The organism is Streptomyces atratus (genome assembly GCF_040655115.1).
Taxonomy (GTDB): domain Bacteria; phylum Actinomycetota; class Actinomycetes; order Streptomycetales; family Streptomycetaceae; genus Streptomyces; species Streptomyces atratus_D.
Map to the genome: position 1 here is coordinate 17,665 of NZ_JBFAJH010000011.1, position 23,188 is coordinate 40,852.

General features: G+C 69.2%; 14 protein-coding genes and 4 pseudogenes. 8 read left to right on the top strand and 10 right to left on the bottom strand.

Annotated elements, in window-relative coordinates; translation table 11 throughout:
* Nucleotides 1-51: 51 nt before the first annotated feature.
* Complete coding sequence (locus AB0I23_RS15330) at nucleotides 52-1,896, bottom strand: S9 family peptidase (protein WP_359109674.1); 1,845 nt, start codon at nucleotides 1,894-1,896, stop codon at nucleotides 52-54.
* A gap of 70 nt (nucleotides 1,897-1,966) precedes the next feature.
* Here AB0I23_RS15330 and AB0I23_RS15335 point away from each other — a divergent pair, with 70 nt between their 5' ends.
* Together AB0I23_RS15335 and AB0I23_RS15340 are read left to right on the top strand one after the other, a co-directional pair.
* The gene (locus AB0I23_RS15335) at nucleotides 1,967-2,803 is read left to right on the top strand and encodes a class I SAM-dependent methyltransferase (RefSeq protein WP_359109675.1); all 837 of its coding nucleotides are present in this window, start codon (nucleotides 1,967-1,969) and stop codon (nucleotides 2,801-2,803) included.
* A gap of 40 nt (nucleotides 2,804-2,843) precedes the next feature.
* A complete protein-coding gene (locus tag AB0I23_RS15340; RefSeq protein WP_359109676.1) occupies nucleotides 2,844-3,227 on the top strand; it encodes a nuclear transport factor 2 family protein in 384 nt (127 codons plus the stop codon).
* Here the strand turns inward: AB0I23_RS15340 and AB0I23_RS15345 are convergent.
* A complete protein-coding gene (locus tag AB0I23_RS15345) occupies nucleotides 3,221-3,787 on the bottom strand; it encodes a winged helix-turn-helix transcriptional regulator (RefSeq protein WP_359109677.1) in 567 nt (188 codons plus the stop codon). The two genes, AB0I23_RS15340 and AB0I23_RS15345, sit on opposite strands and share 7 nt — an antisense overlap.
* Before the next feature lie 55 nt (nucleotides 3,788-3,842).
* On the opposite strand from AB0I23_RS15345, the gene AB0I23_RS15350 reads away from it, so the two are divergent.
* The 4 genes and pseudogenes from AB0I23_RS15350 to AB0I23_RS15370 all read left to right on the top strand — a co-directional run bounded on the left by AB0I23_RS15350 (nucleotide 3,843) and on the right by AB0I23_RS15370 (nucleotide 10,246).
* A complete protein-coding gene (locus AB0I23_RS15350; protein WP_359109678.1) occupies nucleotides 3,843-5,291 on the top strand; it encodes an MFS transporter in 1,449 nt (482 codons plus the stop codon).
* Between the two features lie 924 nt (nucleotides 5,292-6,215).
* Nucleotides 6,216-6,419 (top strand): hypothetical protein, encoded by a 204-nt coding sequence (locus tag AB0I23_RS15360; RefSeq protein ID WP_359109679.1) that lies wholly within the window; start codon nucleotides 6,216-6,218, stop codon nucleotides 6,417-6,419.
* Between the two features lie 720 nt (nucleotides 6,420-7,139).
* Nucleotides 7,140-8,290: pseudogene (locus tag AB0I23_RS15365) on the top strand (DUF3631 domain-containing protein); the annotation flags it as partial.
* Between the two features lie 447 nt (nucleotides 8,291-8,737).
* Nucleotides 8,738-10,246, top strand: a pseudogene (locus AB0I23_RS15370) (LacI family DNA-binding transcriptional regulator).
* A 300-nt stretch (nucleotides 10,247-10,546) separates the two neighbouring features.
* Here the strand turns inward: AB0I23_RS15370 and AB0I23_RS15375 are convergent.
* From AB0I23_RS15375 to AB0I23_RS15410, 8 genes and pseudogenes are all read right to left on the bottom strand, one after another.
* The gene (locus AB0I23_RS15375) at nucleotides 10,547-11,917 is read right to left on the bottom strand and encodes a phosphomannomutase/phosphoglucomutase (RefSeq protein WP_359109680.1); all 1,371 of its coding nucleotides are present in this window, start codon (nucleotides 11,915-11,917) and stop codon (nucleotides 10,547-10,549) included.
* A 30-nt stretch (nucleotides 11,918-11,947) separates the two neighbouring features.
* Nucleotides 11,948-12,256: pseudogene (locus AB0I23_RS15380) on the bottom strand (DUF3499 family protein); the annotation flags it as partial.
* Nucleotides 12,257-12,449: 193 nt separating this feature from the next.
* Nucleotides 12,450-14,471, bottom strand: coding sequence for an acyltransferase family protein (locus AB0I23_RS15385; protein ID WP_359109681.1), 2,022 nt, complete (start codon nucleotides 14,469-14,471; stop codon nucleotides 12,450-12,452).
* 50 nt (nucleotides 14,472-14,521) lie between these two features.
* Nucleotides 14,522-15,619 carry a nucleotidyltransferase family protein gene (locus AB0I23_RS15390; RefSeq protein WP_359109682.1) on the bottom strand — a complete coding sequence of 366 codons (1,098 nt, stop codon included), beginning with the start codon at nucleotides 15,617-15,619 and terminating at the stop codon, nucleotides 14,522-14,524.
* Nucleotides 15,620-15,634: 15 nt separating this feature from the next.
* Nucleotides 15,635-16,867, bottom strand: coding sequence for a glycoside hydrolase family 113 (locus AB0I23_RS15395; RefSeq protein WP_359109683.1), 1,233 nt, complete (start codon nucleotides 16,865-16,867; stop codon nucleotides 15,635-15,637).
* Between the two features lie 20 nt (nucleotides 16,868-16,887).
* On the bottom strand, nucleotides 16,888-18,312 hold the full coding sequence (locus AB0I23_RS15400) for a glycosyltransferase family 2 protein (protein WP_359109684.1): 1,425 nt from the start codon (nucleotides 18,310-18,312) through the stop codon (nucleotides 16,888-16,890).
* Between the two features lie 276 nt (nucleotides 18,313-18,588).
* On the bottom strand, nucleotides 18,589-19,938 hold the full coding sequence (locus AB0I23_RS15405; protein WP_359109685.1) for a glycoside hydrolase family 26 protein: 1,350 nt from the start codon (nucleotides 19,936-19,938) through the stop codon (nucleotides 18,589-18,591).
* A 10-nt stretch (nucleotides 19,939-19,948) separates the two neighbouring features.
* Nucleotides 19,949-20,173 (bottom strand): hypothetical protein, encoded by a 225-nt coding sequence (locus tag AB0I23_RS15410; protein WP_359109686.1) that lies wholly within the window; start codon nucleotides 20,171-20,173, stop codon nucleotides 19,949-19,951.
* Between the two features lie 263 nt (nucleotides 20,174-20,436).
* Between AB0I23_RS15410 and AB0I23_RS15415 the strand changes: the two are divergent.
* Together AB0I23_RS15415 and AB0I23_RS15420 are read left to right on the top strand one after the other, a co-directional pair.
* Nucleotides 20,437-20,727, top strand: a pseudogene (locus AB0I23_RS15415) (LacI family transcriptional regulator); the annotation flags it as partial.
* 824 nt (nucleotides 20,728-21,551) lie between these two features.
* Nucleotides 21,552-22,724, top strand: coding sequence for a group II intron reverse transcriptase/maturase (locus AB0I23_RS15420; RefSeq protein ID WP_359109687.1), 1,173 nt, complete (start codon nucleotides 21,552-21,554; stop codon nucleotides 22,722-22,724).
* The last annotated feature ends 464 nt before the right edge of the window (nucleotides 22,725-23,188 follow it).

The following is a 23,188-nucleotide window of genomic DNA, read 5'->3' on the forward strand; positions in this document are numbered from 1 at the left end:
GCCGCCGCGTCGTGGCGCCGGCTCCCCGGGACGCCCGTGCCGTGGGGCCGACTACCCGAGGTGCCGTCGGGCGAAGTCGAGTTCCAGCCGCACCTGCTTGATCCGCTCCTCGACGACGAGCGAGCCGTGCCCCGCGTCGTACCGGTACACCTCGTGCACCGCGCCTCGGCCCTTCAGACGGTCCACGTAGTTCTCGACCTGGCGGATCGGGCAGCGCGGGTCGTTGACTCCCGCCGAGATGTAGACCGGCGCCTTCACGGCGTCGACGTACGTCAGCGGCGACGAAGCCTCGAACCGCTCGGGCACCTCCTCGGGAGTGCCGCCCAGCAGCGTGCGGTCCATCGCCTTCAGGGCCTCCATCTCGTCGTGGTACGCCGTGACGTAGTCGCCGACCGGGACCGCCGCCAGGCCCAGCGTCCAGTAGTCCGGCTGCGTACCCAGGCCGAGCAGGGTCAGATAACCGCCCCACGAGCCGCCGGCCAGCACCAGCCTCTCCGGGTCCGCGAGCCCGGACTTCACCGCCCACTCCCGTACCGCCGCGACGTCCTCCAGCTCGATCAGGCCGACCCGGTGCTTGAGCGCGTCCGTCCACGCCCGCCCGTAGCCCGTGGAGCCGCGGTAGTTGACCCGGACCACCGCGTAGCCGTGGTCCACCCAGGCGGCGGGCCCGGACGCGAACTCGTCGCTGTCGTGCCAGGTGGGGCCGCCGTGGATCTCGAACACGGTCGGGAGCGGTCCCTCCGTGGGGGTGGCGGGCCGTTGCACGAGCGCGTGGATCCGGCCGCCCGGGCCGTCCACCCACACGTCCTCCACCGGAACCGACTCCGGAGCCTTCGCACCCGGCGGATCGAGCACCACCGCTCCTGTCGTGGACCGCACGACGGGCGGCTGCGCGGCCGACGACCACAGGTACTCCACCGTGCCGTCCGGCCGGGCCGTGGCACCTGACACCGATCCGGCCGGCGTCTCCACGCGTACCGGAGCGGCGTCGGTGCCCGGCTCGAACCGCCACAGGTCGCTGCGGGCCTCGAAGCCGTGCACGATCAGCAGCGCGGAGCCGTCCGGATACCACTCGGCGCCCACATCGCCGGGCAGATCGATCGCGAGGTCCGTCTCCGTCCCCGCCACCGGGTCCCAGATCATCGGCTCCCAGCGCCCCCGCCGCTGATGCCCGATCAGCAGCCGGGTGTCCCCGGCCACCGGCGCGAAGCCCAGCACGGTCAGCCCCAGCTCCTCCGTACCGCCCTTGGTGTCGTCGAGCTCCGCGACCGTCGTTCCGTCCGGCCGCACCACGCGGAGCGCCGAGTGCATCGCGTCGCCGTGCTCGGTGTGCTCCAGAGCGATCAGCGTCCCGTCGTGCGACAGGTCCCCGACGCCCGCCGACTCGCGGTGCCGGTAGATCTCGACGGGCACGGACCCCGGCCGTACGACATGGATCGTCGTCCCGTCCTCGTCGGTTGAGCGGCCGACCACCGCCGTCCCGTCCCGCCCGATCGCGAGCCCCGCCGGGTAGGAGGGGGCGAGACCGGGAGCCGCGGGCACGTCCGCCGTCCCTTCACCGCCACCACCGTGGAACGGCTGACGCATCCACACCCCGAACTCGTCCCCGTCGGTGTCGTCGAACCACCAGATCGCCTCGCCGTCCGGGGTCAGCAACCCGTCCGTCGTCCCGTTCGGCCGGTCGGTGACCTGTCGCTGTTCCCCGCTCGACCGGTCCCATGCGTACAGCTCGTACGTCCCCGTCGCGTTGGAGACGAACAGCGCACGGTCCGGCGCGTCCTCCGCCCAGTCGGGCAACGACACCCGGGGCGCCCGGAAGCGCTGCTCCCACACCGGAACGGAATCGGTCGTCGGTGCCGGAACGGAGTCGGTCGTCGAGCCAGTGATCTCAGTCATGCCCCCCATTCTGCGTCGGGCCCGGAAATTCCGTTCACATCGCCCTCAGCCTGTGGATAACCTTTCCGGCATGTACTCCCCGACTCCGGACGACTGGCGCGAGGCCAACCGTGCGCGCTGGGACGAGCGCGTGGCGATCCATACGGCGAGCGACTTCTACGACCTCGACGCCTTCCGTGCGGGCAAGGACGCGCTGCGTGCGTTCGAGCTCGCGGAGGTCGGGGACGTCGCGGGAAAGTCGCTGCTGCATCTTCAGTGCCACATAGGGGTCGACACGCTCTCCTGGGCCCGGCACGGCGCCACACACGTCGTCGGGCTCGACTTCTCCGAGCCGGCCGTCGAGACCGCCCGCGGTCTGGCCCGCGAGCTCGGGTTCACCCCGGACCGGGCGGCGTTCGTCGCCGCCGATGTGCACGACGCGTCGGAGGCCGTCCCCGACTCCTCGTACGACATCGTCTACACCGGTGTCGGTGCGCTGAACTGGCTGCCGGACACCCACCGCTGGGCCGAGATCGCCGCCACGCTCGTCGCGCCCGGCGGATTCCTCTATCTCGCGGAGTTCCATCCGCTGACCGACTGTCTCGACGACGCGACCGGCTCGACGATCATGTACGACTACTTCAGCCGCGACGCATGGGTCGACGAGACGCCGGGTACGTACGCGGACCTCGACGCACCGACCGTCCACAACCGGAGCGTCGAGTGGCAGCACCCCGTCGGTGACGTGGTGTCGGCGCTGGCCGCCGCCGGACTGCGGATCGAGTTCCTGCACGAGCACGACGCCTCGCTCTTCCAGCGGTTCGCGGCCCTTGAGCGGCACGCCGACGGGTTCCACCGCTTCCCGTCCGACCGGCCCCGCATTCCGCTGATGTACTCGATCAAGGCGTCGAAGCCGGTCGCGGGTTGAGCGAAGGCCGGTTGTCAGTGGTGGGGTACAGACTCGAACCATGACTGCCGATCTGCGCGCCACGGTGGAGACGTACTGGACCGCGGCCGAGGCACGTGACTGGGACACCTTCGCGACGACGCTTGCCGAAGAGGTGCTCTACGACCTGCCGCAGACCCGCGAGCGCATCCGCGGCAAGGAGCGGTATCTCCGGTTCAACCGGGAGTACCCGGGGGACTGGCATGTCCGTGTGGAGCGGATCGTGGCCGACCGGGCCGGCGAACAGGTGGCCGTACGGACGTTGTTCACCGTGGGCCCGGAAGAGATGCACGCCATCCACTTCTTCTCGGGGGACGACCAGGGCCGGATTGTGGAGATCACGGACTTCTGGCCGGAGCCGTACGAGCCTCCGGCAGGGCGGGAGCATCTCGCCGAACGTTACTGAGGCGCGGCTTCAGGGGCCGCCGGTACGGGGGTGGGGCCGGCCCGGTCCCAGCCGGGGGAGCGGACGTCCACGGTGAGGGTGTTCATCACGACCTCCTCGCCGCAGGTGCGGCAGACCCACGCGGCGTCGAGGTCGTGCCCGTGCCCGTCCTCGGCCCGGGTATCCGCGCTGCCCGGCTGAGGGGCGCCGCCCGGTTCATGGACCATGACGACCGGCGGCTCGTCGAGCACCCAGCGGTCGCCCCAGTCCAGCAGCGCCCGGATCACCGGAGCGAGGTCCCGGCCCGCCTCGGTCAGGTGGTACTCGTACCGTGGCGGCCGTTCGTTGTACGGGCGTCGCTCGACCACCCCGGCCTGCTCCAGCGAGCGCAGCCTGGCCGCGAGCCGGTCCCGCGGCGCCCCGGTATTGCGGGCGATCGCCTCGAACCGGTGGTTGTCGAAGAAGATCTCACGCACCGCGAGCAGTGCCCACTTCTCGCCCACCACATGCAGCGTGGCGGCGGCGGAACAGGGCCGCCCGGGCAGTGCGCCTGTGTCGATCCGGCTCACGGATCCGTTCATTGCACTCACCCCTACAAGGTTGCCATCTCAAACTCACTGTCGCTACCTTGCCGCCATGACAGTTGGAGAATCAAACCCACTCGCCGATGCGGCTGACCCCGCGCCGTCCGCGCCACCCGCGGCGAAGGTCCCGGCCGTCGGCTCGCACGCCACCGTCTGGATCATCTCGACCGGTGTCTTCGTCGTGAACCTCGACCTGTTCATCGTCAACGTCGCCGTCCCCGCCCTCGGCGACTCCTTCCACGGCAGCTCCCTCGCCTCGCTGTCCTGGGTGCTCAACGCGTACGCAATCGTCTTCGCCGCGCTGCTCGTCGTCGCGGGCCGGCTGGCCGACCGGTACGGGCACCGGCGCGGCTTCCTCCTCGGGCTGGCGGTCTTCACCGCCGCCTCCGCACTCTGCGCCGTCGCCCCGGGCGTCGGCTGGCTGGTCGCCGCCCGCGCCCTGCAGGCCGCCGGAGCCGCCACACTGATGCCGACCTCGCTTGGGCTCCTGCTCGTCAACACCCCGTGGGAGCGCCGACCGCAGGCCATCCGCAGCTGGGCGGCGATCGGGGGGATCGCCGCCGGTCTCGGTCCCGTCATCGGCGGGCTGCTCGTGGAGGCCGACTGGCGCTGGGTGTTCCTCGTCAACGTGCCGGTCGGTGCGGTCGGACTGGTGGCCGGGGCCCGGTTGCTGCCCGACGCCCGCCCGGACCGCGGCGGCCGCTTCCCGGACCTGCTCGGCGCCGCCGTTCTCACGCTCGCCATCGGTGCCCTCGCGCTCGGACTGGTCAAGGCCGGTGCATGGGGCTGGGGTTCGCCGCAGGTGATCGGATCGCTCGTCGCCGCGATCGCGCTCGGCGGGGTGTTCTGGCTGCGCTCGGCCCGGCACGGCGCACCGATCGTCGAACTGCCGATGCTGCGCACCCCGGCCTTCGCCGTCGCCACCCTCGCCGCGCTCCTCTTCACCGTTGCGTTCGCGGCGATGCTGCTGACCTCGGTGCTCTGGTGCCAGCAGGTGTGGGGGTACTCGGCGATCCGTACCGGACTGGCCATCGCGCCCGGACCGTTGGTCGTCCCGGCGCTCGCCGTCAGCTCCGGCCCGGTGGTCCGCCGCCTCGGCGCGGGCCGCACGGCGGCGCTCGGCTGCCTGCTGTTCGCGGTCGGCCTCGGCTGGTGGGCGGTCGCGCTCGATACGGCTCCGCACTACGCGACGGGGTTCGTGCCCGGCATGCTGATCACTGGCATCGGCGTCGGTTTCGCCCTGCCCACTCTGGTCGGTGCGGCTGCGGCGGCCCTGCCACCGACCCGGTTCGCGACCGGATCGGCCGTCACCACGATGGCGCGCCAGACGGGTTCGGTCCTCGGCGTCGCCCTGATGGTCACCCTGCTCGCCACCCCGGAGACCCCGGTCGCGGCACTCGACGCGTTCCGGCACGGCTGGTGGGCGTCGGCCGCCACCGCCGTACTCGCCGCAGCGACGGCCCTCGCCCTGCCCCGGCCGGGCACTGCGGGCCGCGCCTGAGCGGGACGACGGACGTGGCGGCCCACCGGAGACGTCCGGCGGACCGCCACATTTCCGTACCGCACGAACGCGTAACCCGTTACCTGTTACCCGTTGTGTGTTACGCGACCGAGCGGAAGGCGGGCAGACAGCCGCCCGACTGCCCCGCAGCCTTGGGGTGGTACGAGTTGTAGACCGGCAGCGTCGCCGTCCTCGACGCGGCGCGACCAGGAGTCCGGTCGGCCCGTGATTTTAGCGCGTCATCGACCGGTGGACGCCGTTCCCGGCCACGTCGGGGAACTGTCAGGGGTACATGCCCGCGCCTGACGCGGAGGTGGCCGACGTCATCGACACAGAAGGGCTGTTCGTCCTGCGCCGACGGGCCGACATACACCGGTACACCCGGCAGGCGACACTCAGGCAGTCCCACTCCGAGCTGTCGCTCGACGGGCATTGCGGAGATCCTGCGGGGCGCCGGCCGCCTGGTGCGCCCCGAGAGCCCGCATGCCGCGACGCAGTTGGGCGCCGTACCGGCGCTGGACGTGGGCATCATCACGCCTGCTCGACGCGGGCGCACGTCAGAACGCGCCCGATCACGGCGACGCCGCTCCTCGGCGCACTCACCGACGTCGGACCGCGAGCGGCGCACGGTCGGCCGAGCGGCGGCACGCTGGGCTTCGGCGGCCCGCACCCCAGGAGCCGCGCCGCGTGCGCGAGCAATGCCTCCCGTCGGACGACGACGGACCGGTCACCCCGACCATGGCCACGACGGGCACCGACGTCCCCGGTATCGACAGCGCGCACATTCGCGGTCTGCCCGCAGATCGAAGATGCCGATGCCGGTACTCGCGCAGGCGGCAGTACGACGGATCCTGACGGCCGGGATCACTACCGGCCTCGGTATCGACATCGAACTCGCCGCAGCGGGCAGCTCTGTTCACCGCGATGCGCTTCGCACTCGCAACCGACCGGACGGACGCGCCGGGCCAGGAGTCCGCACTCGGCGCGCAGGAGGTGCTGCGGATGGCCACCATCGAAAGGGCGCGCAGCACCGGCCCCGTGGTCGGGCAAGGTGGCGGACCGGTCCCGCTCACGCCCGGCGACCTGACCCCGGCGCCGGTGCCGAGGGTCGCGGAGCCGTCGCGCTGACCGTGCACCCGGGCGCAGGGGGCACGGCCCCCGTCGCCGGGTGGGTCATGGAACCGGCGGCCGGTCGCTCCGGGAAGCCGTGCGGGTCCGCGGTCCGACCGCACCACCAGTGGCACATCGGCGCCGCGCCGCCACAGAGGGCGCCCCGGGGTCGCGCGGATTTCGGCCGACGTACAGACGCACGCTGTGGTGGCCCCGACGCGGGGTGCCACCACAGCGCTTTGGTAACGGTCGGCCGCCGAAGATCAGTTGTGCCCGAACCTACGCTGCTTCCGGTGGGAGACCTGCTCCGATATCGCGCGCACCGGCCCAGGAGCATCCTGAATACGCGTCTGCGTCTGATCCTTCGTCTCCGCGGACGCGCTGCGTTCGTGGCCACCTGTGCGGGCACCGCGATTCTGTCGGCTCTGCTTCTTGCTCACGATCACGCCTCCTGTAGCCGATCTCGGACGAGGGGCCACTTTCAGATTCGCATGTGAGTACGAGGCGCGCATTCCGGGCGTCCGGGGGCTGAGGGCAGCACGTGCGGCGCGTCGCGAGACGGGCACCGTCAGGCTTGATCACCGCCCCGAGAGGTGCGGTACCCACCGCCACCAGTGTGTGTGAGTGCGGCCGCAACCTCTTCGCCGACGGCCGCCGCAAGGCCCTGGCTCTGATCGCAGACCACACCGCCCACCGCGCCCGCTGCCCGCTACGCACGACCCAGGAAGGGATCGCCACGTGAACGCGACACCGACCACCCCGCCGATCGACGGCGCCGCCCTGCTCGACGAGGTGGAAGCTTTCCACCGACGGTTCAACATCTTCCCCAGGAAAGCCGCCTACGTGGCTGTTGTCCTGTGGGACGCGCACGCCCACCTCATGGATTGCTTCGACTCCACTGCGCGTCTGGCGTTCCTCTCCCCGGAGCCGGGCAGTGGCAAGAGCCGGGCCTTGGAGATCGTGGAAACCGTGGTGCCCCGCGCCCTGACCACGGTCAACTCCTCTGCCAACGCCCTCTTCCGTCTCGTGGACGCGCCTGAGGGCCGTCCTACGATCCTTTTCGACGAGATCGACACCGTGTTTGGTCCCAAGGCTGGGGACAACGAGCCGGTCCGAGGCTTCCTGAACTCCGGGTACCGGCGGTCCGGGAAGATGCACCGCTGCGTCGGTGACGGGGCCAACCAGACGGTCCAGCCGTTCTCGTCGTTCTGCGCGGTCGCCATGGCGGGATCGGCTCCCTGCCGGACACGATCTTGACCCGCTCCGTCATCATCCGGATGCGCAAGCGGGCCCCCAACGAGAGCGTGGAGTCCTACCGGCAGCGTCTCAACGAGAAGGAAGGGTTCGCGCTGCGGGATCGTCTCGCCGAGTGGGCCGACAGCGTGCGCGACAGCGTGAAGGACGCCTGGCCCGAGATGCTGGACGGGATCAACGACCGGCCGGCCGACGTGTGGGAACCCCTCCTGGCCGTCGCGGATGCAGCCGGCGGCCACTGGCCTGAGCGGGCCAGGGCGGCGTGCGTCGAACTCGTCAACGCCGCCCAGGACAACGACGAAGCATCCCTTGGCGTCCGGCTGCTCACGGATCTACGCGACTCCGTGTTCTGCGGAGCGGAGCGACTGCCCACCGCCGTCATCCTCGAACGTCTCCTCGCGATGGATGACGCCCCGTGGGCCGATCTGGACGACAAGCCCCTGAACTCCCGGGGCCTGGCCAAGTTCCTCGGTCAGTACGTCACCCCGGGCAACAAGCCCATCAAGCCGCGCGGCATCCGCATCTCCTCCGGAACCCCGAAGGGCTACTACGCGGAAGACCTCGCGGACGCCTGGACCCGGTACTGTCCCCCGCCCCCTCCCAGGTCCGCAACATCCGCCACAGATTCACCCCCGCTGACCTGCAATGTTGCGGCGTGGCGGATGTTGCGGATCCCCCAGAGGGTAGAGAGGAGTCACGAAGGTGTCGAAGGAGAGTGGACTTCCCCCGAGCTATTCGGCGGCGGAGGTAGCGACGTCACTGGGGTGCTCGGAGTGGTGGGTGAAGGAACAAGTCCGCCGACGGCGCATCCCCTTCCTGAGGAGCGGTAGTGGTTACCGCTTTACCAGCGATCACGTTCGAGAGATCTTCCACATTCTTGAGGAGCGACCCAGCCCGGCAAATGCCATCGAGGGCGAAGCCATACCCCGGCGCCGCACTATGGCGCAGCCGGTGGGGCCAGTAGTGAGTCTCCGTGCGCGCCGTCCGCGTCGCGCGCGGAACGCCGCTTGATCAGAAGAGCCGATCACGAGGGGTGGAGGCCAGCCATGGCTTCCACCCCTCGCTTGTCGCGAGAGGTAAGCATGGGCTACGGCGAGAAGCGCGCCGATTACTACCGAGGCCGGTACTGGATTGCACCTGGTGTGCTCCGCACTGTGGTGGACGCCAACGGTGCCACGATCCGATTCGTCACCAAGCGCGAGGCCGCCAAGGCAGCGAACGATGCGGAGGCCAAGGTTCGAAAGGTCGGCTATCGCGACCCGAATGCCGGGAAGGAGACCTTCGGCGAGTACGTGAACCGCTGGTATGCAGCACAGGAGTTGGCCGCATCGACTATGCAGAACTACAAGCGGCACATCGAGGAGCACCTCCTCCCTGCCTTCGAGGACAAGGCCATCGCCGACATCCAGTCCACCGACGTCGGCGCCTGGGAGAAGAAGGAGCGGAAGCTCGCTGCGTCCAGTGTGAAGACCTGGCACGGCACGCTGCACCTCATCCTTGCCGATGCTGTAGACGAAGGGCTGCGCGACTCCAATCCGGCCACCAAGAGGCGTGGCAGGGGCAAGCGCGCCGGCCGCTCCCGGAACCGGGGCCCCGAGAAGGTGGTGACCGACGCCCTCGGCATCCTCCTGACAGCCGAGCGGGCCTCTCTGCTGTCCGGCCGCGACGACGAATTCGTGGCTGTGGTCCTGAAGGGCTGCACCGGCATGCGGTGGGGCGAAATCGTCGGCCTGGAGCGCAAGTTCGTCCGCCCTGCCTCCGTGCGGGTGGAGTGGCAGCTCTACGAACTCGACTCGGGCGAGTTCGAACGCTGCCCACCCAAGGACGACTCCTACCGGACCGTCGACACGCAGAAGTGGCTGTCTGGCTTGGTCGCAAGCCATATCGCCCGGACCGAATCGGCACCCTGTCCGTGTCACGAGCATGCCCATGTGTTCCGTGGCCACGGTCCCGCCAACGGCGCTGCCCGGCACGTCGGCGCAAAGCTGGTCGACGTCGCCCGCCGCGCCGGCGTCTCCGCGGCAACGGTCTCGAACGTGCTGAACCGGCCGGACACGATTGCAGAGCGGACGCGAACCAGGGTGGAGACAGCCATCGCGGAACTCGGCTACGTCCGCGCTGGCCAGTCAGCGGAGACGGCGGCGCACTGGCGACGGACCGGATTTGCGACCTGGCTGTTCCAGCCGGCGACGACGGGCTGATACCCGAAGAAGGCCCCGCAGGAGGCGCGACCTGTGCCGGTGATGGCGAACCCCTGGCCTGGAGTGCCGGCGCGGGGCCGGAACGCCTCTGGCAGGGCGGAAGCGTGCTGGCTTCCGATCGCGCGAGGCCTCACTCCGCATGGGCTCAGGCACTCTCACAAGACGGTCATGGAAGAGCTCGGAATTCCGCCCAAGCTCATGGATGAGCGTCTCGGGCACGAGGACAGTTCGGTGCAGGCGCGCTACTCGCACATCACCGCGCGGATGAGGAATCGGCTCATGGATGAACTAACCGAGCAGTGGGAGGAGTCGCTGGAGGCGCGGTTGGCCATGAATCCTCGGTCGCCAGTGCGTGCGCTCGATGCCTTGTTGAGAGTGCGTCTGGGGTGACGATCGGGGATTGAATTTCCATGATCTACTCCCCAGCTGGCCGTGAGCCGGACCGAGCGGAACGGTCACCGGCCGCGAGCCCGGACCGAGCCGCCGCGGGGACCGCCCGTGCCGCCCGTAGCTGGGAGCGCCGTTGTGACCGGACCAGCATGGGCGTGGCCCGGACTGCCGCTGGACCGTCGCCACGAACCCGGCGGCCCGGTGGGCGCCTTGGCCCGGGGCGCCTGGACCGGGGCGGTGCGGTGGGCGTCGGGCGTCCCTGGCGGCCCGGTGCGGCGCCGTGCCACCGGGGACTGCGCGTCAGCTGCCGCGGACCAGGTCCAGGATCTCGTCGCGGATCGCGATCATGGTGACTTCGCCGCGGGCCTCGACGTTGAGGCGGAGGAGGGGTTCGGTGTTGGAGGGGCGGAGGTTGAACCACCAGTCGGGGGTGGCGATCGTCAGGCCGTCGAGTTCGTCGATGGTGGCGTCCTCGCGGTCGGCGAAGACCCGGCGGACCGCCGCCGTGCGGGCCGTCTGGTCGGCGACCGTGGAGTTGATCTCGCCGGACCCCCGGTAGCGGTCGTAGCGGGCGACGAGGGCCGACAGGGTGCCGTCCTGGGTGCCGAGGGCGGCGAGGACGTGGAGTGCGGCGAGCATGCCCGTGTCGGCGTTCCAGAAGTCGCGGAAGTAGTAGTGGGCGGAGTGCTCCCCGCCGAAGATCGCGCCCGTGCGGGCCATCTCCTCCTTGATGAAGGAGTGGCCGACGCGGGTACGGACCGGGGTGCCGCCGTGCTCGCGTACGACCTCCGGGACCGACCACGACGTGATCAGGTTGTGGATGACCGTGCCGCCGGGGTGCTTCTCCAGTTCCCGCGCGGCGACCAGTGCCGTGATCGCCGACGGCGAGATCCCCTCGCCGCGCTCGTCGACGACGAAGCAGCGGTCGGCGTCGCCGTCGAAGGCGAGGCCGATGTCCGCGCCCTCGGCGCGCACGCGGGCCCGGAGGTCGACGATGTTCTTCGGGTCCAGAGGGTTGGCCTCGTGGTTCGGGAAGGTGCCGTCGAGCTCGAAGTACATCGGTACGAGCTCGATCGGCAACGACGCGAAGACCGTCGGGACCGTGTGGCCGCCCATGCCGTTGCCCGCGTCCACGACGACCTTGAGCGGACGGATCGACGCGACGTCGACGAGGGAGCGCAGGTGGGCCGCGTAGTCCGTGAGCGTGTCGCGCTCGGTGACCCGGCCGGGGGCCGCGACCGGGGCCGGCGCCCCTTCCGCGAGCCATGCCTCGACGAGCCCGCGGATCTCCCCGAGTCCCGAGTCCTGGCCCACGGGCGCAGCCCCGGCCCGGCACATCTTGATGCCGTTGTACTGCGCGGGATTGTGCGAGGCCGTGAACATCGCGCCCGGCAGCCCCAGCTCCCCCGAGGCGAAGTACAGCTGGTCCGTGGAGCAGAGCCCGATCAGGGTCACGTCCGCGCCCTGGCCCGCGGCGCCGCGCGCGAAGGCGGCCGAGAGGCCGGGCGACGACGGGCGCATGTCGTGGCCGACGACGATCGAGTCCGCTGCTGTCACCTTCACGAAGGCGGCGCCGAGCAGCTCCGCCAGTGGCTCGTCCCACTGATCGGGCACCACCCCGCGGATGTCGTACGCCTTGATGATCTGCGACAGATCAGCAGATGCAGCCACGGCCCAACCCTCCTGAAGTCCCTGCGGTCGCCTCAAACTACCCGCCGAGACCACGCAAGGTGCCATCGGGTACGCCCTGCGCAGGCCCGCACCGCCACCAGCCTCGGCCGCGCGTTCGTGGGGGCGTGCCGCCTCGCGGACCGCGTTGGCCAGCGCTTCGAGGTCGTCGCCGCTGGGCCGGGTCGGGGCGGAGCTGTCCGAGAGCCGTACGACCTCCTAGCCGCGCTCGGGGCGGTGAGGCGCTCGCTGTGCTCGGCGCACAGGTCCGTAGCAGTGGGGTTCGGCGTAGGTGGCGAGCGCGCCGAGGACCGCGGTCGAATCGGCATAGACGTACGTCAGTGTCGCGACGGCAGGGCGGCCCCACGCGGTGCGCGAACAGCGACCGCACGGGCTGACGCTGGAGGAGTTCGCCTACCCGGCCGACGACCAGTTCGCGGAGAAACAGCCGCAGGCTCGGCGGGTCCGGGGTGCGGCGAGCTGAAGACGAAAGGGGGGCTCCGCGGTGATCACCGCGGAGCCCCCCTTCCTCGGGTCAGTCAGCCAGGACCTTCTCCAGGGCCGGCTTGAGGAAGGGCTTCAGGGTCTTCGAGTACGACGATGTGATGTGGCTGTTGTCGAAGTAGACGACCTGGTCGCCGATGACCGCCGGGCACACGTCCGCGGCGCAGAACGCGGGCGTCGTGTCGATGATGTCCGCGCCGTACTTCTCGGCCACTTCCCGCTCCATGGCGCGGAACTCCGTGTACTCCAGCGCCTGCCACTGCTTGCGGTTGCAGGGGGTGATGTTGTCGATGTGCGTGGCGAGACAGTCGGGGATGTTCTGACCGGGCTGCGGGGTGTCCGTCATGTAGACGAGCTTGGCGCCGGTCTCCTTGAACACCTTGAACGAGGCCTCGGCGCCGGCCCGGTTCGCCTCACGGCGCGCTCGGTCGGCGATGACAAGGACGTCCGGGTGGATCTTCTTGAGCTCCGCGAAGGCCGACTGGCGCCAGCTGTCGCACTCGGTGTACTCGCGGTTCACCTGGGGGTTGATGATGCGATAGATCTGCGGCGAGCATCCGCCCTTCGACAGGGTCACCACCCGTACGCCGAGTTCCTTGCCGATCTCGTGGTAGACGTCGTTCCACTGCCAGGCGTGGGAGTCCCCCATGAGGACAAGGGTCTTCGAGCCCTTCGGGTCGCCGGCGACACAGCCGTCGCGCATCACGAACTTCGTGACGTCGAAGTTGTCGATGCAGCCGTGCTTGGCGGAGTTCTTGGGCGTGCTCTGCAGAGCGCCCTGCACGGCCGCGGAGAGCTGCGTGCGGTGCACGGCGTCCTCGACCGACGCCTCGCTGGTGAATCCGACCGCGACCGTGCTCGACGACGACGTCGCCAGGTGCAGCGGGACGATACTGGCCAGGACCATCGCCCCTGCCGTGCCCGCGGTGGTGAATCCGCCGGTGAAGACGCCCTTCCAGGGGCGGGCCACCAGCGACACGTTCTTCTTGAACTTGCGCTCGACGGCGTAGTGCAGGACGACGGCCACCACGAACGAGAGGACGACGACGCGCATCCGCTCCTCGAACGTGAAATCCCGGTCGGTGATGGACGGCCAGAGCACCAGGAGCGGCCAGTGGGTCAGATACCAGCCGTAGCTGACGTTGCCGACGAAGTCGAGGACGGGATTGTCGAGCAGCCGCTCCGCGCCGAACCGGGGATTGGCGCAGCCACCGGCGATGACCATGACGGCGCCGACGACCGGGCCGGCCACCGCGTAGCCGGGCAGCGGCGTCTCGGCGGAGATGAGCATCGCGGTGACGAGCACGGTGCCGAGCCCCAGCCACGAGACGACCGCGGCCAGGCCGGTGTTCATGCGGGAGACGAGTGGAGCGGCGAGGGCGAGCAGAACACCGCAGGTGATCTCCCAGATCCGGGTGTGGGTGCTGAAGTACGCGAGCGCCTGGTTCACGGGGGTCTTCGACCAGCCCAGATAGAACGATCCGGCGATCACGGCCATCAGGAACAGCGCGACCAGGGCACGGTTGCGGAAGATCTTTCGGCTGATCCAGACGATCACGACGAGGACGATCGGGGCGGCGACGTAGAACTGTTCCTCGATGCCCAGCGACCAGAAGTGCTGATACGGGGACTGCGACCCGTCGTTGGCGAAGTAGTCGGTGCCGTTCTCGACCAGGCGCCAGTTCAGGAAGCTGAGAGAGGCGCTGAGACCGTCCTCGATATAGGCACGGAACCTGAGCGGGCTGCCGTACATCCATGCCAGGACCGCGGTGCCGACGATGACGAGAGCCATGGGCGGCGCGAGCCGTCGGAAGCGGCGCGCCCAGAACTTGGTCAGGGACACCTTGCCGGTCTTGTCGATCTCGGCAAAGAGCTGGCCGCCGATGAGGAAGCCGCTCAGAACGAAGCTCACGTCCACGCCACCGTGGATGTCGAGTATGCCGCAGTGCATGCTGACCACCATCATGATGGCTACGGCACGCAGGCCCTGAATGTCGGGCCGGTACTTGCGAAGACGCTCTGTCTCCACGGCCGATGTGCGATGGCGGGGCATGTTTCTCCAGTAACTGACTGTCCGTCAAACCGTGCGGCAGGTAGGTGACTTCAGTGGGCCGTCAGGCATGCGGCAGCCGTACCGCTGACGCGTACCCCTTGGGCAGGAATGCGGATGCCGCACGACAGCCTTAGCTGGGCGGGCAGTTCGTTCTCCGCGCCGATCTGCGCATGGCAGCCCACCACGGCCTCACGGAGGAAGGATTCGCCGCCGATCGAGGAGTCGTGGTCCACCACGGACTCGTGGATCCGGGCGCCCTCGGCCACGGTGACGCTCCCGCCGAGGATGGAGCGATCGACGACCACGTGCGGGCCGATGACGGCGTGTGGACCGATCGTCGAGCCTCCCGTGATGCGGGCGGTCGGGTCGACGGTGGCTGTGGGATGGATCAGGGCCTCGGTCGACCGCTCCACGAGGGGCGAGGTCACCTTGCCGGTGACCAGGTCGGCGGACCCATGGATGAATGCCAGCGGTGTGCCGAGGTCACGCCAGTAGTCCTGCGTGGTGTGGCCGAACACGCGCCGCCCCTGGGCGACGAGCTCCGGGAAGGTCTCCTGCTCGACGGAGACTTCGCGGTCGGCCGGGATGGCGTCAAGGACGGACCGGCGGAAGACGTAGCAGCCGGCGTTGATCTGGTCGGTGACGCACTCCTCCGGGGTCTTCGGCTTCTCCAGGAAGGACAGCACCCTTCCGGCATCGTCGGTGGGTACGAGGCCGAAGGCACGAGGGTCGGCAACGCGGGTGAGATGCAGTGTCACGTCCGCTTCCCGCGCCGCGTGCTGCTCCAGGACGTCACGCAGGTCGAGGCCGGACAGGATGTCGCCGTTGAGGATCAGGACAGGTGCGTCCGCCGAACCGCGCAGCATGCGGCCGGCGTTGCGGATCGCACCGCCCGTGCCGAGCGGGACGCTCTCGACCGCGTAGGAGATCTCCAGGTCCTGGGAGAAGTCCTTGAACTCCTCCTCGAAGAGGTTGGCGAGATACGAGGTGGCGAACACCACGTGCTCGACCCCCGCGTCCATCAGCTTGGCAATCTGGTGCCGGATGAAGGAGGATCCCGCGACGTTGAGCAGCGGTTTCGGGGTGTGGTTGGTCAGCGGGCGCAAGCGAGTTCCCTTGCCGCCCACCAGGATGATGGCTTCTTGCATGATTGCCTCGCTCGGTCAGCTAGCGGTGTCGGTGCCAGGGCCTGCGTAGTCAGAGGTGAAGCAGGATTTGATGGCCTTCTCGGTGAGAGGGCGACCGGCGAAGTCCAGGCGGGACGCGGTCTTGTCGTCCGGTGGCGTGTTCGGATCGTCGTCGAACCACATGGACCACCAGTAGACGCCCTGCATCTGGCGTTCCCGGACGACCTGGCAGACGGCGGTGTACCAGTTGGCCTGCACCTGGGGGTTGACGGCGCGCTTGGTGTAGAAGTCGCCCGGTGCGTGGTAGGCGCGGTCCATGGCGCCGATGCCGGCCTCGGCGACGGTGATGTTGGGCAGCTTTCCGGGTGACTTCTTGTCCAGCCACTCGTTCCAGCCCTGCACCAGCCGCTCGACGGGCGCGGTGTCCGGCACCTTGACAGGGAAGTAGGCGTCGACACCGAGGTGGTTGACCGGCATGTTGATGCGACCGGAGACGTAGCTGTCCCAGTTTGCGTCGTAGGCGACCTCGCCGGAGAAGGTCTTCTCGGCGGAGTCGACCAGGCTGTCCCAGCCTGCGTCGCCCTCCATGGAGTTGAGCTCGGTGCCGATCACGAAGGTGGTGGCCTTCTCTTTTTTGGCCACTTCGAGGTACGGCGTGAGGAACTGCTTGTACGACGCGAACCAGGCCGAGCGCGAGGCTGGTTCGATGTTGCCGCGCCAGCCGTCCGGTGGGTTCAGGGACGCCTCGTCCATGATCGGGCGCAGCGTGGTGCGGAAACCGGCGTCACTGAACACCTTAAGCACCCGCTGGAGGCGTTTCGGGGACGGCGTCTTGGCACCGTCCGAGACCTCGTTGGAGGTGGTGCCCTCGGTGAAGAAGGGGAAGGAGATGGACACCGAGTTCGCGCCCAGGCCGACGAGGTACTCGGCGTGCTTGCGGGCCTGGTTCTCGATGAATGTGTCGGAACGTTTCTTCGTCTCCTCCTCCCAGTAGAGCTGTACGCCCCACTGCGCCATGCCGGGCTTCCAGGGCTTGGCGACCTTGAGGGCGCCGGCGGAGGAGGGGGGAGCGGAGGATGGCGCGGACGTCGCTCCGGTGGCGTCGTCGGCAGGGGTGCGGGAGTCCTCGGAGTCGCCCCTGACGATTCTGGGCAGGGCCGAGCCCGACTCCCAGCGCACCGGGTGGTTGCCGAGCGCGAAGGGGGTGCCCAGCACGATGGTGAGGACGGTCACCGGGAAAATGGCAAGCAGGGGCAGTCTCGAGCGCATGTCAGTTTTCTTCCGGGCGGTCAGACGGGCTTGGCGATCACGACGAACTTGTTCTCCTCGCGCCGGACGAACCTCAGGAAGCCCTTGAAGCCGCCGAGTCCTTCGAGGACGGAGAAGACGGGGATGAGTGCGACCACCACGATCGGCTCCCACCACTTGCGCCGGCCGCTGACCGACGCGAGCGCGTTCAGCCGCAGCCCCTCCCAGTAGGTCCAGACGACGTAGGCGAAGTTGAGGGCCCACAGGATGACCACGGACTGGGTCACGGGCGAGGTGTTCATGTCGTTGATGAGCCAGCCCAGGAGCAGCACGGCGGCGATGTGCTGGAGCGGGCCGAGGATCCAGGTGGCCACGCAGATGGAGAGGAACCAGCGGTAGCGCAAGGGCACGGCCCGGTTGAAGCAGAGCGCCACCAGTCCCCAGGCCCACCGCTCGCGCTGCTTGACGAAGTCCTGCGAGCTGGCGGGGGAGGCACCGTAGCAGCGGCCGTTGAACCAGTCGCTGCGGCCCGGGTAGCGGCGGCAGAAGGTCAGGGCGAGGCGGGCGTCCTCGACTATCTCCTTGGGACCGAAGTCCCAGCCGATGGTGGCCTCGATGGACGCGCGCAGCACCAGGAGCTCGCCGTGCACACCGGCGGCCGGGGTGCCCATGCCGGTCAGGGCCCGGAAGCGGGCGATGTCGTCGGCGGGGCGTACCGCGTCGGCGAGCCAGGTGAAGAGGTTGGCCGCGTTCTCGCGGGGGTAGGTCAGGATGCCCTGGGCCATGTGCTTGGCCTCGTCGGGGTGGGCGCGGCGCTGCCGGTTGATGAACTGGACGAGCGAGGAAGCGGTGTCGGGGCCGACGCCGGTGTCGTCGTCCATGTGCAGCACCCACACATAGTCGAGGGCCTCGCCCTCCTCGATGCGCAGCTCGTGAGCGTAGTGGTTGGCGCGGGCCTTGAAACGGGTGCCGTTGGCCGGGACGTAGTCCTTGGGGACGGTGATCACCCGGATCAGCGGGTGGGAGTCGGCGAGCCTGTCGATGTCCTCCGCCGCCTCGCAGCCCTCCTCGGTGAGGATGTCGACCCGCATGTACGGGAACCACTCCGGCAGGTGCTCGACGTAGGAGAGGACCGAGCGCTCCAGGGCCGGGTAGGTGTCGTGCCGTCCGATCGTGGGGCAGAGGATGATCAGGAAGTCCTGCTCGGCCGGCACGGGCGGGGTCATCCGGTCGCTCTTGCGGACCCGGCGGCGGATCAGCAGGGCACCCTGGATACCGACCATCACGCCGACCACCGGCAGGGACCACACGACGGTCAGGGCCCAGCTCAGCGTCGACGAACTGGGCCGGTAGGTCCACAGGCCGAAGGCGACCAGGAGGAAGAAGGGCAGCAGGAACGGCAGGATGCCCGGCTTCCAGGTCGCGGTGCGCTTGGCCAGCTTCTGATTGTGCCGCGAATGCGGCATGCCCCCGTCTACCAGTGTCGATGCCATGACGACTGCGAAACTCCCGTGAATCGGGGATGCGTTGAGGCAGCGACAGAGATCGACCGCGGCGCGACGGAGCGCGCCACGGCACTTTCACTCTGGGTTGGATGCCCCCAACGCCTTCCCTGGCGTTCTCGGCCACTCGCCCTTCAGACCCCCCCGGGGCTCTCGAACTACTGGCCGAACAGGAGCACAATCCTCGCATGTTTGCCAGATGCATGGAACCGGCGTGAAGAAGATGTGTTTAAAAGTTCATCAACTGAAATCTTGCGCCGTTATAGCGCGGGAAGAGTAATACGTCTGTTTCACGTCGTTCGTGGTGTTCTTCTTCCGGGGAGTGGAGACGTTGTCGTACGACAGAGCCTGGCCCCACACCGTCCACAGCACCCAGGGCGTCCGGGTCAGGGTCCGGGGCTGGGCCGCGTTGAGCGGTACGTGGAAGGACTCGGCGACGATCCGGGGCCTGCGGTACTTCTCCAGGCCGCGGTACCACACCTCGGTCCAGGCTCCGCCGCCGAAAGGCTCGGCCGGGGTGTCGCTGTAGTCATCGATGCCGACGACGTCCACATAGCGCCCGCCCGGGTAGTACGCCCCGGGCTCCTGCCCGTAGGACCCGTCCCAGGAGTTCGGCGCCCACACGAAGATCAGGTTGTGCAGGCCGCGGCGGTGCACGAGATAGTCGTACGTCAGCCGCCACAGCCTCCGGAACGCGGCCGGGTCCTGGCCCGCCCACCAGAAGCCCCGGCCGGGCGCGGTGTTCATCTCGTGATACGGCCGCAGCAGCACCGGTACCCCGCGGTCGGCGAGGTAGCCCAGGTGGTCCGCGAGGTAGCGGAGATCGAGCAGCAGGGCACGGTGCTCGGGGCTGCCCGGGGTGACCACACGGGCGAACCAGCGAGGGTCCTTGGCGGCGGGCGAGTTGCGGTGCAGGGTCTGGACGAAGCCCTTGACGGGGCTGCCCGGGTACGGCTGGTGGAAGGAGAAGCCGACCAGGCCCGCCGGAGCGCCCCCGTTGTGCGGAAGGGCCACCTCGGCTCCGGACGCGCAATCCCAGTGCGTGCCGGAGGGACGGTATGAGCCGTCGGCCGCCCGGGGCAGGCCCGCCCACACGCCGACGGCGAGGTCCACGGCGTCCTCGACGTACCCCCAGTACCGGCGGCAGCTCGGCCATGCGTCGGAGTAGGGGCGGGCCTGGCCCACCGCCCAGCCGGGCTGGCCGTAGCCGGGGCCGAGGTCCAGCTCCACGAAGCCGGGCAGGCGGCCGGTGATGTCGCGGGCCTTGCGGTAGTAGTAGCCCGGCGGCTTGGTGCCTCGGTAGTCGCCGTACTTCGGGTTGTGCCGCTCGTTGTGCAGTTCCACGTGCTGGCCGATCACCGTACGGCTCGGTCGTCCGTGGCGCGCGCTGTTCTCTAGGCCCGCGAGCATCGCGTACACCTGGCGTGCGGCGAGGGTCGCCTCTGGATCTCGCTCCCGCAGATCCGTCGGCACCTGCCCGGGCCCGCGCCGACGCTCCTCGTCCCGTTCTTCCGGCCAGGCCCGGATCCCCAGCGCTGCCAGCAGCGCCGCGCCTGCTGCGGCTCCGGGCAGCCCGACCCGCGATCGCATCCGCATCGCGCTACGCCGGTTCCACGATCAGCCGGGCCACGGGCGAGGTGTCACAGGCGAAGCCCTCGACGCTGTAGGACGTGCCGGGGGTGCGGGCAGAGACACAGCCGACGCCGACCAGGGTGGCGCCGGGCGCCTGCACGGTGAGAAAGCTGCGGCCGGCAGCGGTGACGGTGGTGGTCGCCTCGATCACCGCCGTGGCGCCGTTCAGGGTGACGGTGCCAATCTTTGGCATGAGTGCCCTCCTTGACCTTCAGGCCCTTGTCGTCCTGGCCTGCCACGATGTTAGAGCCGCTCTGGGCCGCGCCGAGCCGCCCCCCAGATGGTGTCCCGGCTGCCTGAGCTGCCCGGGGCTCTGCCTGCCGGCAATGTCGATGTGCTCGGGGCAGCCCTGGCGACGGGGGACGGGCGTCGCCGTGGGCTCCGACAGGCCGTGCTGCCGTCAGCCCCCGGAGCAGGGTCGGTCGCGGCCGAGGATGCCTGCATCTCGCCGCTGCGCGGATCAGGTTGGAGACGGCCATCGCGGAACTCGGTTACGTCCGCGCTGGCCGGTCGGGGGAGACGGCGGCGCACTGGCGGCGGACCGGATTCGCGACCTGGCTGTTCCAGCCGGCCACGACGGGGTGGTGCCCGAAGAAGGCTCCACAGGAGGCGCGCCCTGTGCCGGTGATGGCGGACCCCTGGCCGGGTGTGCCGGCGCGGGGCCGGAATGCCTCTGGCCGTGCGGACGCGTGTTGGCTGCCGATCGCGCGGGGCCTCACTCCTGATGGGCTCAGGCACCTTCACAAGATGGTCGCCTTGCTGAGAGCGCGTCTGGGGTGACGGTTGGGGAGTGAACTTCCATGATCCACTCCCCGGCCACCCCCGAGAGACCCCGGAACGCCAGTCAGGGCCGGTCTCCCTTGAAGGGAAACCGGCCCTGACTTGGTGATTCAGCTGTCGGGGTGGCGGGATTTGAACCCACGACCTCTTCGTCCCGAATGAGGTCGGGGCAAGATCGCTACCGGGGTGGTTGGTGTTTGTGCTGGTCGTGTGTCACGAATCGCTGAAGGAGGCGTTGATGTAGGAGCTTCTGGAAGCGGTGCTGTGCAGGAGATGGAGGTAGGTCCTCCGGGGTCGCCCTGCAGGGGGAGGCTCCAAACCACCGCAGGCTGCGTCGGTTAAGTGCCGTTCGTGGTGAGCGCTGCGGGAAAAGGCGCGGCGATGATCGCGTCAGGTGTGGGTCAGGAAGGCGAGCGAGAGCGAACCGTTGATGACGTGTCGTAACAAACTCCAGTGGCGTCGAAACCAGGGCGAGACCAGGGCTCTGGGACAAGTCCGGGGGGAGCCTGCTGACTGCCCGGATGGCGTCCGGCATGTAGGCGGCGCGAGCCTGACCTGGGCTCCTGCATGGAACGTGAGAACCTGTCGCCCCGATACTGCTGCTGGCCTGTGGGGCCGGCGGCGGAGGGAGATCCCCAAGCGGCCAACACCGCAAGGGGCGGAGTACCGATGCGGGGCACGGGGGCAGACCGTCTCGTAGTAGTGACGAAGCCCGGTAATGCGGGTGGAGCGAAGGGGACGGATCATCCAGGTCTGCTTGGCGGTCAACCGGGGTTCCTGGGAGGAGCCGGATGAGTGGGCCAAAGCCGTTCGAGATCTCGAAGCATGTTGTCTGGGAGGCGTATCTCAGGGTCAAGGCGAACGGGGGAGCGGCCGGGGTCGACGGCGAGTCGATCGAGCAGTTCGAGGCTGACCTGCGGGGCAACCTCTACAAACTGTGGAATCGTCTGTCGTCGGGCAGCTACTTCCCGCCGCCGGTGCGGATGGTGGAGATCCCCAAGCCCGGGGGATCGGGCGAGGTCAGGGTTCTCGGGGTGCCGACGGTCGCGGACGGAATCGCGCAGACGGCGGCGGCCATGGTCCTGGAACCGGAGGTGGAACCGATGTTCCACCCCGATTCCTATGGATACCGGCCTCGCAGAAGCGCGCTGGACGCGGTCGCGGTCTGTCGGGAGCGGTGCTGGAGGACCGACTGGACGGTCGATATCGACATCCAGGGGTTCTTCGACAACCTCGACCACGACCTGGTCCTCAGGGCGGTGGCCCACTACACCGACCAGCGGTGGATTCTGCTGTATGTGGAGCGCTGGCTGAAGGCTCCGCTGCTGCATCGAAGTGGTGAGCTGGTCGCGCGGGATTGCGGGAGTCCCCAGGGCTCGGCGATTTCTCCCTTGTTGGCGAACCTGTTCATGCACTACGCGTTCGACGCCTGGATGGAACGGGTCTTCCCGGCCGAGCGGCTGGCCGAGTGCGGGGGCTTGCGGCTGCATCCCGACAAGACCCGCATCGTGTACTGCAGGGACGGCAAGAGGCGTGGTTCGTACGAGCACGTCTCGTTCACTTTCCTCGGATACACGTTCCGCTCGCGGAAAGTCCGGTCGAGGACGGGGAGTTACTTCTTCGGCTTCAACCCGGCCATCAGCGACGAGGCGGCCAAGCGCATTCGGGCGCAGATCCGCCGTTGGCGGCTGCACCTGCGCAGTGGATCGTCCCTGGCAGACCTCGCACGGGAGATCAATCCCGTCGTGCGGGGATGGATCAACTACTACGGCCGGTTCTATCCGTCCGCGTTGGTCCCGAGCCTGATGGGCATCGATCAGTATCTGATGCGATGGGCCACGCAGAAGTACAAGCGGCTCCGACGCCGTCGGAGCCGGGCGTGGCAGGGCCTGGCGAAGACCGCCAAGCTCTACCCGGGGCTCTTCGCCCACTGGAAACTCCTCCGGCCTCGAACGACCGGATGATGGGAGCCGTGTGAATCGAGAGGTTCACGCACGGTTCTGAGAGAGCCGGGAGGTGAGATCCCTCCCGTCTACTCGCTGGGGCGTTGAGGTGGGTTGGTCCTGCGCGGTCTCGCGGGGGCTTGGGGAGCGAACCGGCTCCCATTTGGCTCCCAGGCGACTCCGGTCGGAGAGGTGGGGGCGCGCTGCGGTAGCCACCGGCCTTCGCCGTTACACGCGGGTGCTGAAGTTCCCCGTGTGTCCTGAACGCGAAGGAGAGTTCGACGGCGACCGGCGACCGGCGACCGGCGACCGGCGACCGGCGACCGGCGTCCGGCGACCGGCGTCCGCACCGGCCGGCTACGGACCCTTGCCCGCGACGGTCTCCTTCCGCCGCTGTGGCGTGGTCTGATCAACGCGCCGGTCCAGCCCCGGATAGTGACTGCCCCGACCCCGCCACCGGTGTGGCTAGGCAACTGGCATCGCTG

What these genes read in the sequence shown, in the direction of transcription:
- AB0I23_RS15330 (WP_359109674.1), bottom strand. Translation starts at nt 1,896, where the DNA reads ATGACTGAGATCACTGGCTCGACGACCGACTCCGTTCCGGCACCGACG.
- AB0I23_RS15335 (WP_359109675.1), top strand. Translation starts at nt 1,967, where the DNA reads ATGTACTCCCCGACTCCGGACGACTGGCGCGAGGCCAACCGTGCGCGC.
- AB0I23_RS15340 (WP_359109676.1), top strand. Translation starts at nt 2,844, where the DNA reads ATGACTGCCGATCTGCGCGCCACGGTGGAGACGTACTGGACCGCGGCC.
- AB0I23_RS15345 (WP_359109677.1), bottom strand. Translation starts at nt 3,787, where the DNA reads ATGAACGGATCCGTGAGCCGGATCGACACAGGCGCACTGCCCGGGCGG.
- AB0I23_RS15350 (WP_359109678.1), top strand. Translation starts at nt 3,843, where the DNA reads ATGACAGTTGGAGAATCAAACCCACTCGCCGATGCGGCTGACCCCGCG.
- AB0I23_RS15360 (WP_359109679.1), top strand. Translation starts at nt 6,216, where the DNA reads ATGCGCTTCGCACTCGCAACCGACCGGACGGACGCGCCGGGCCAGGAG.
- AB0I23_RS15385 (WP_359109681.1), bottom strand. Translation starts at nt 14,471, where the DNA reads ATGCCCCGCCATCGCACATCGGCCGTGGAGACAGAGCGTCTTCGCAAG.
- AB0I23_RS15390 (WP_359109682.1), bottom strand. Translation starts at nt 15,619, where the DNA reads ATGCAAGAAGCCATCATCCTGGTGGGCGGCAAGGGAACTCGCTTGCGC.
- AB0I23_RS15395 (WP_359109683.1), bottom strand. Translation starts at nt 16,867, where the DNA reads ATGCGCTCGAGACTGCCCCTGCTTGCCATTTTCCCGGTGACCGTCCTC.
- AB0I23_RS15400 (WP_359109684.1), bottom strand. Translation starts at nt 18,312, where the DNA reads ATGCCGCATTCGCGGCACAATCAGAAGCTGGCCAAGCGCACCGCGACC.
- AB0I23_RS15405 (WP_359109685.1), bottom strand. Translation starts at nt 19,938, where the DNA reads ATGCGATCGCGGGTCGGGCTGCCCGGAGCCGCAGCAGGCGCGGCGCTG.
- AB0I23_RS15410 (WP_359109686.1), bottom strand. Translation starts at nt 20,173, where the DNA reads ATGCCAAAGATTGGCACCGTCACCCTGAACGGCGCCACGGCGGTGATC.
- AB0I23_RS15420 (WP_359109687.1), top strand. Translation starts at nt 21,552, where the DNA reads ATGAGTGGGCCAAAGCCGTTCGAGATCTCGAAGCATGTTGTCTGGGAG.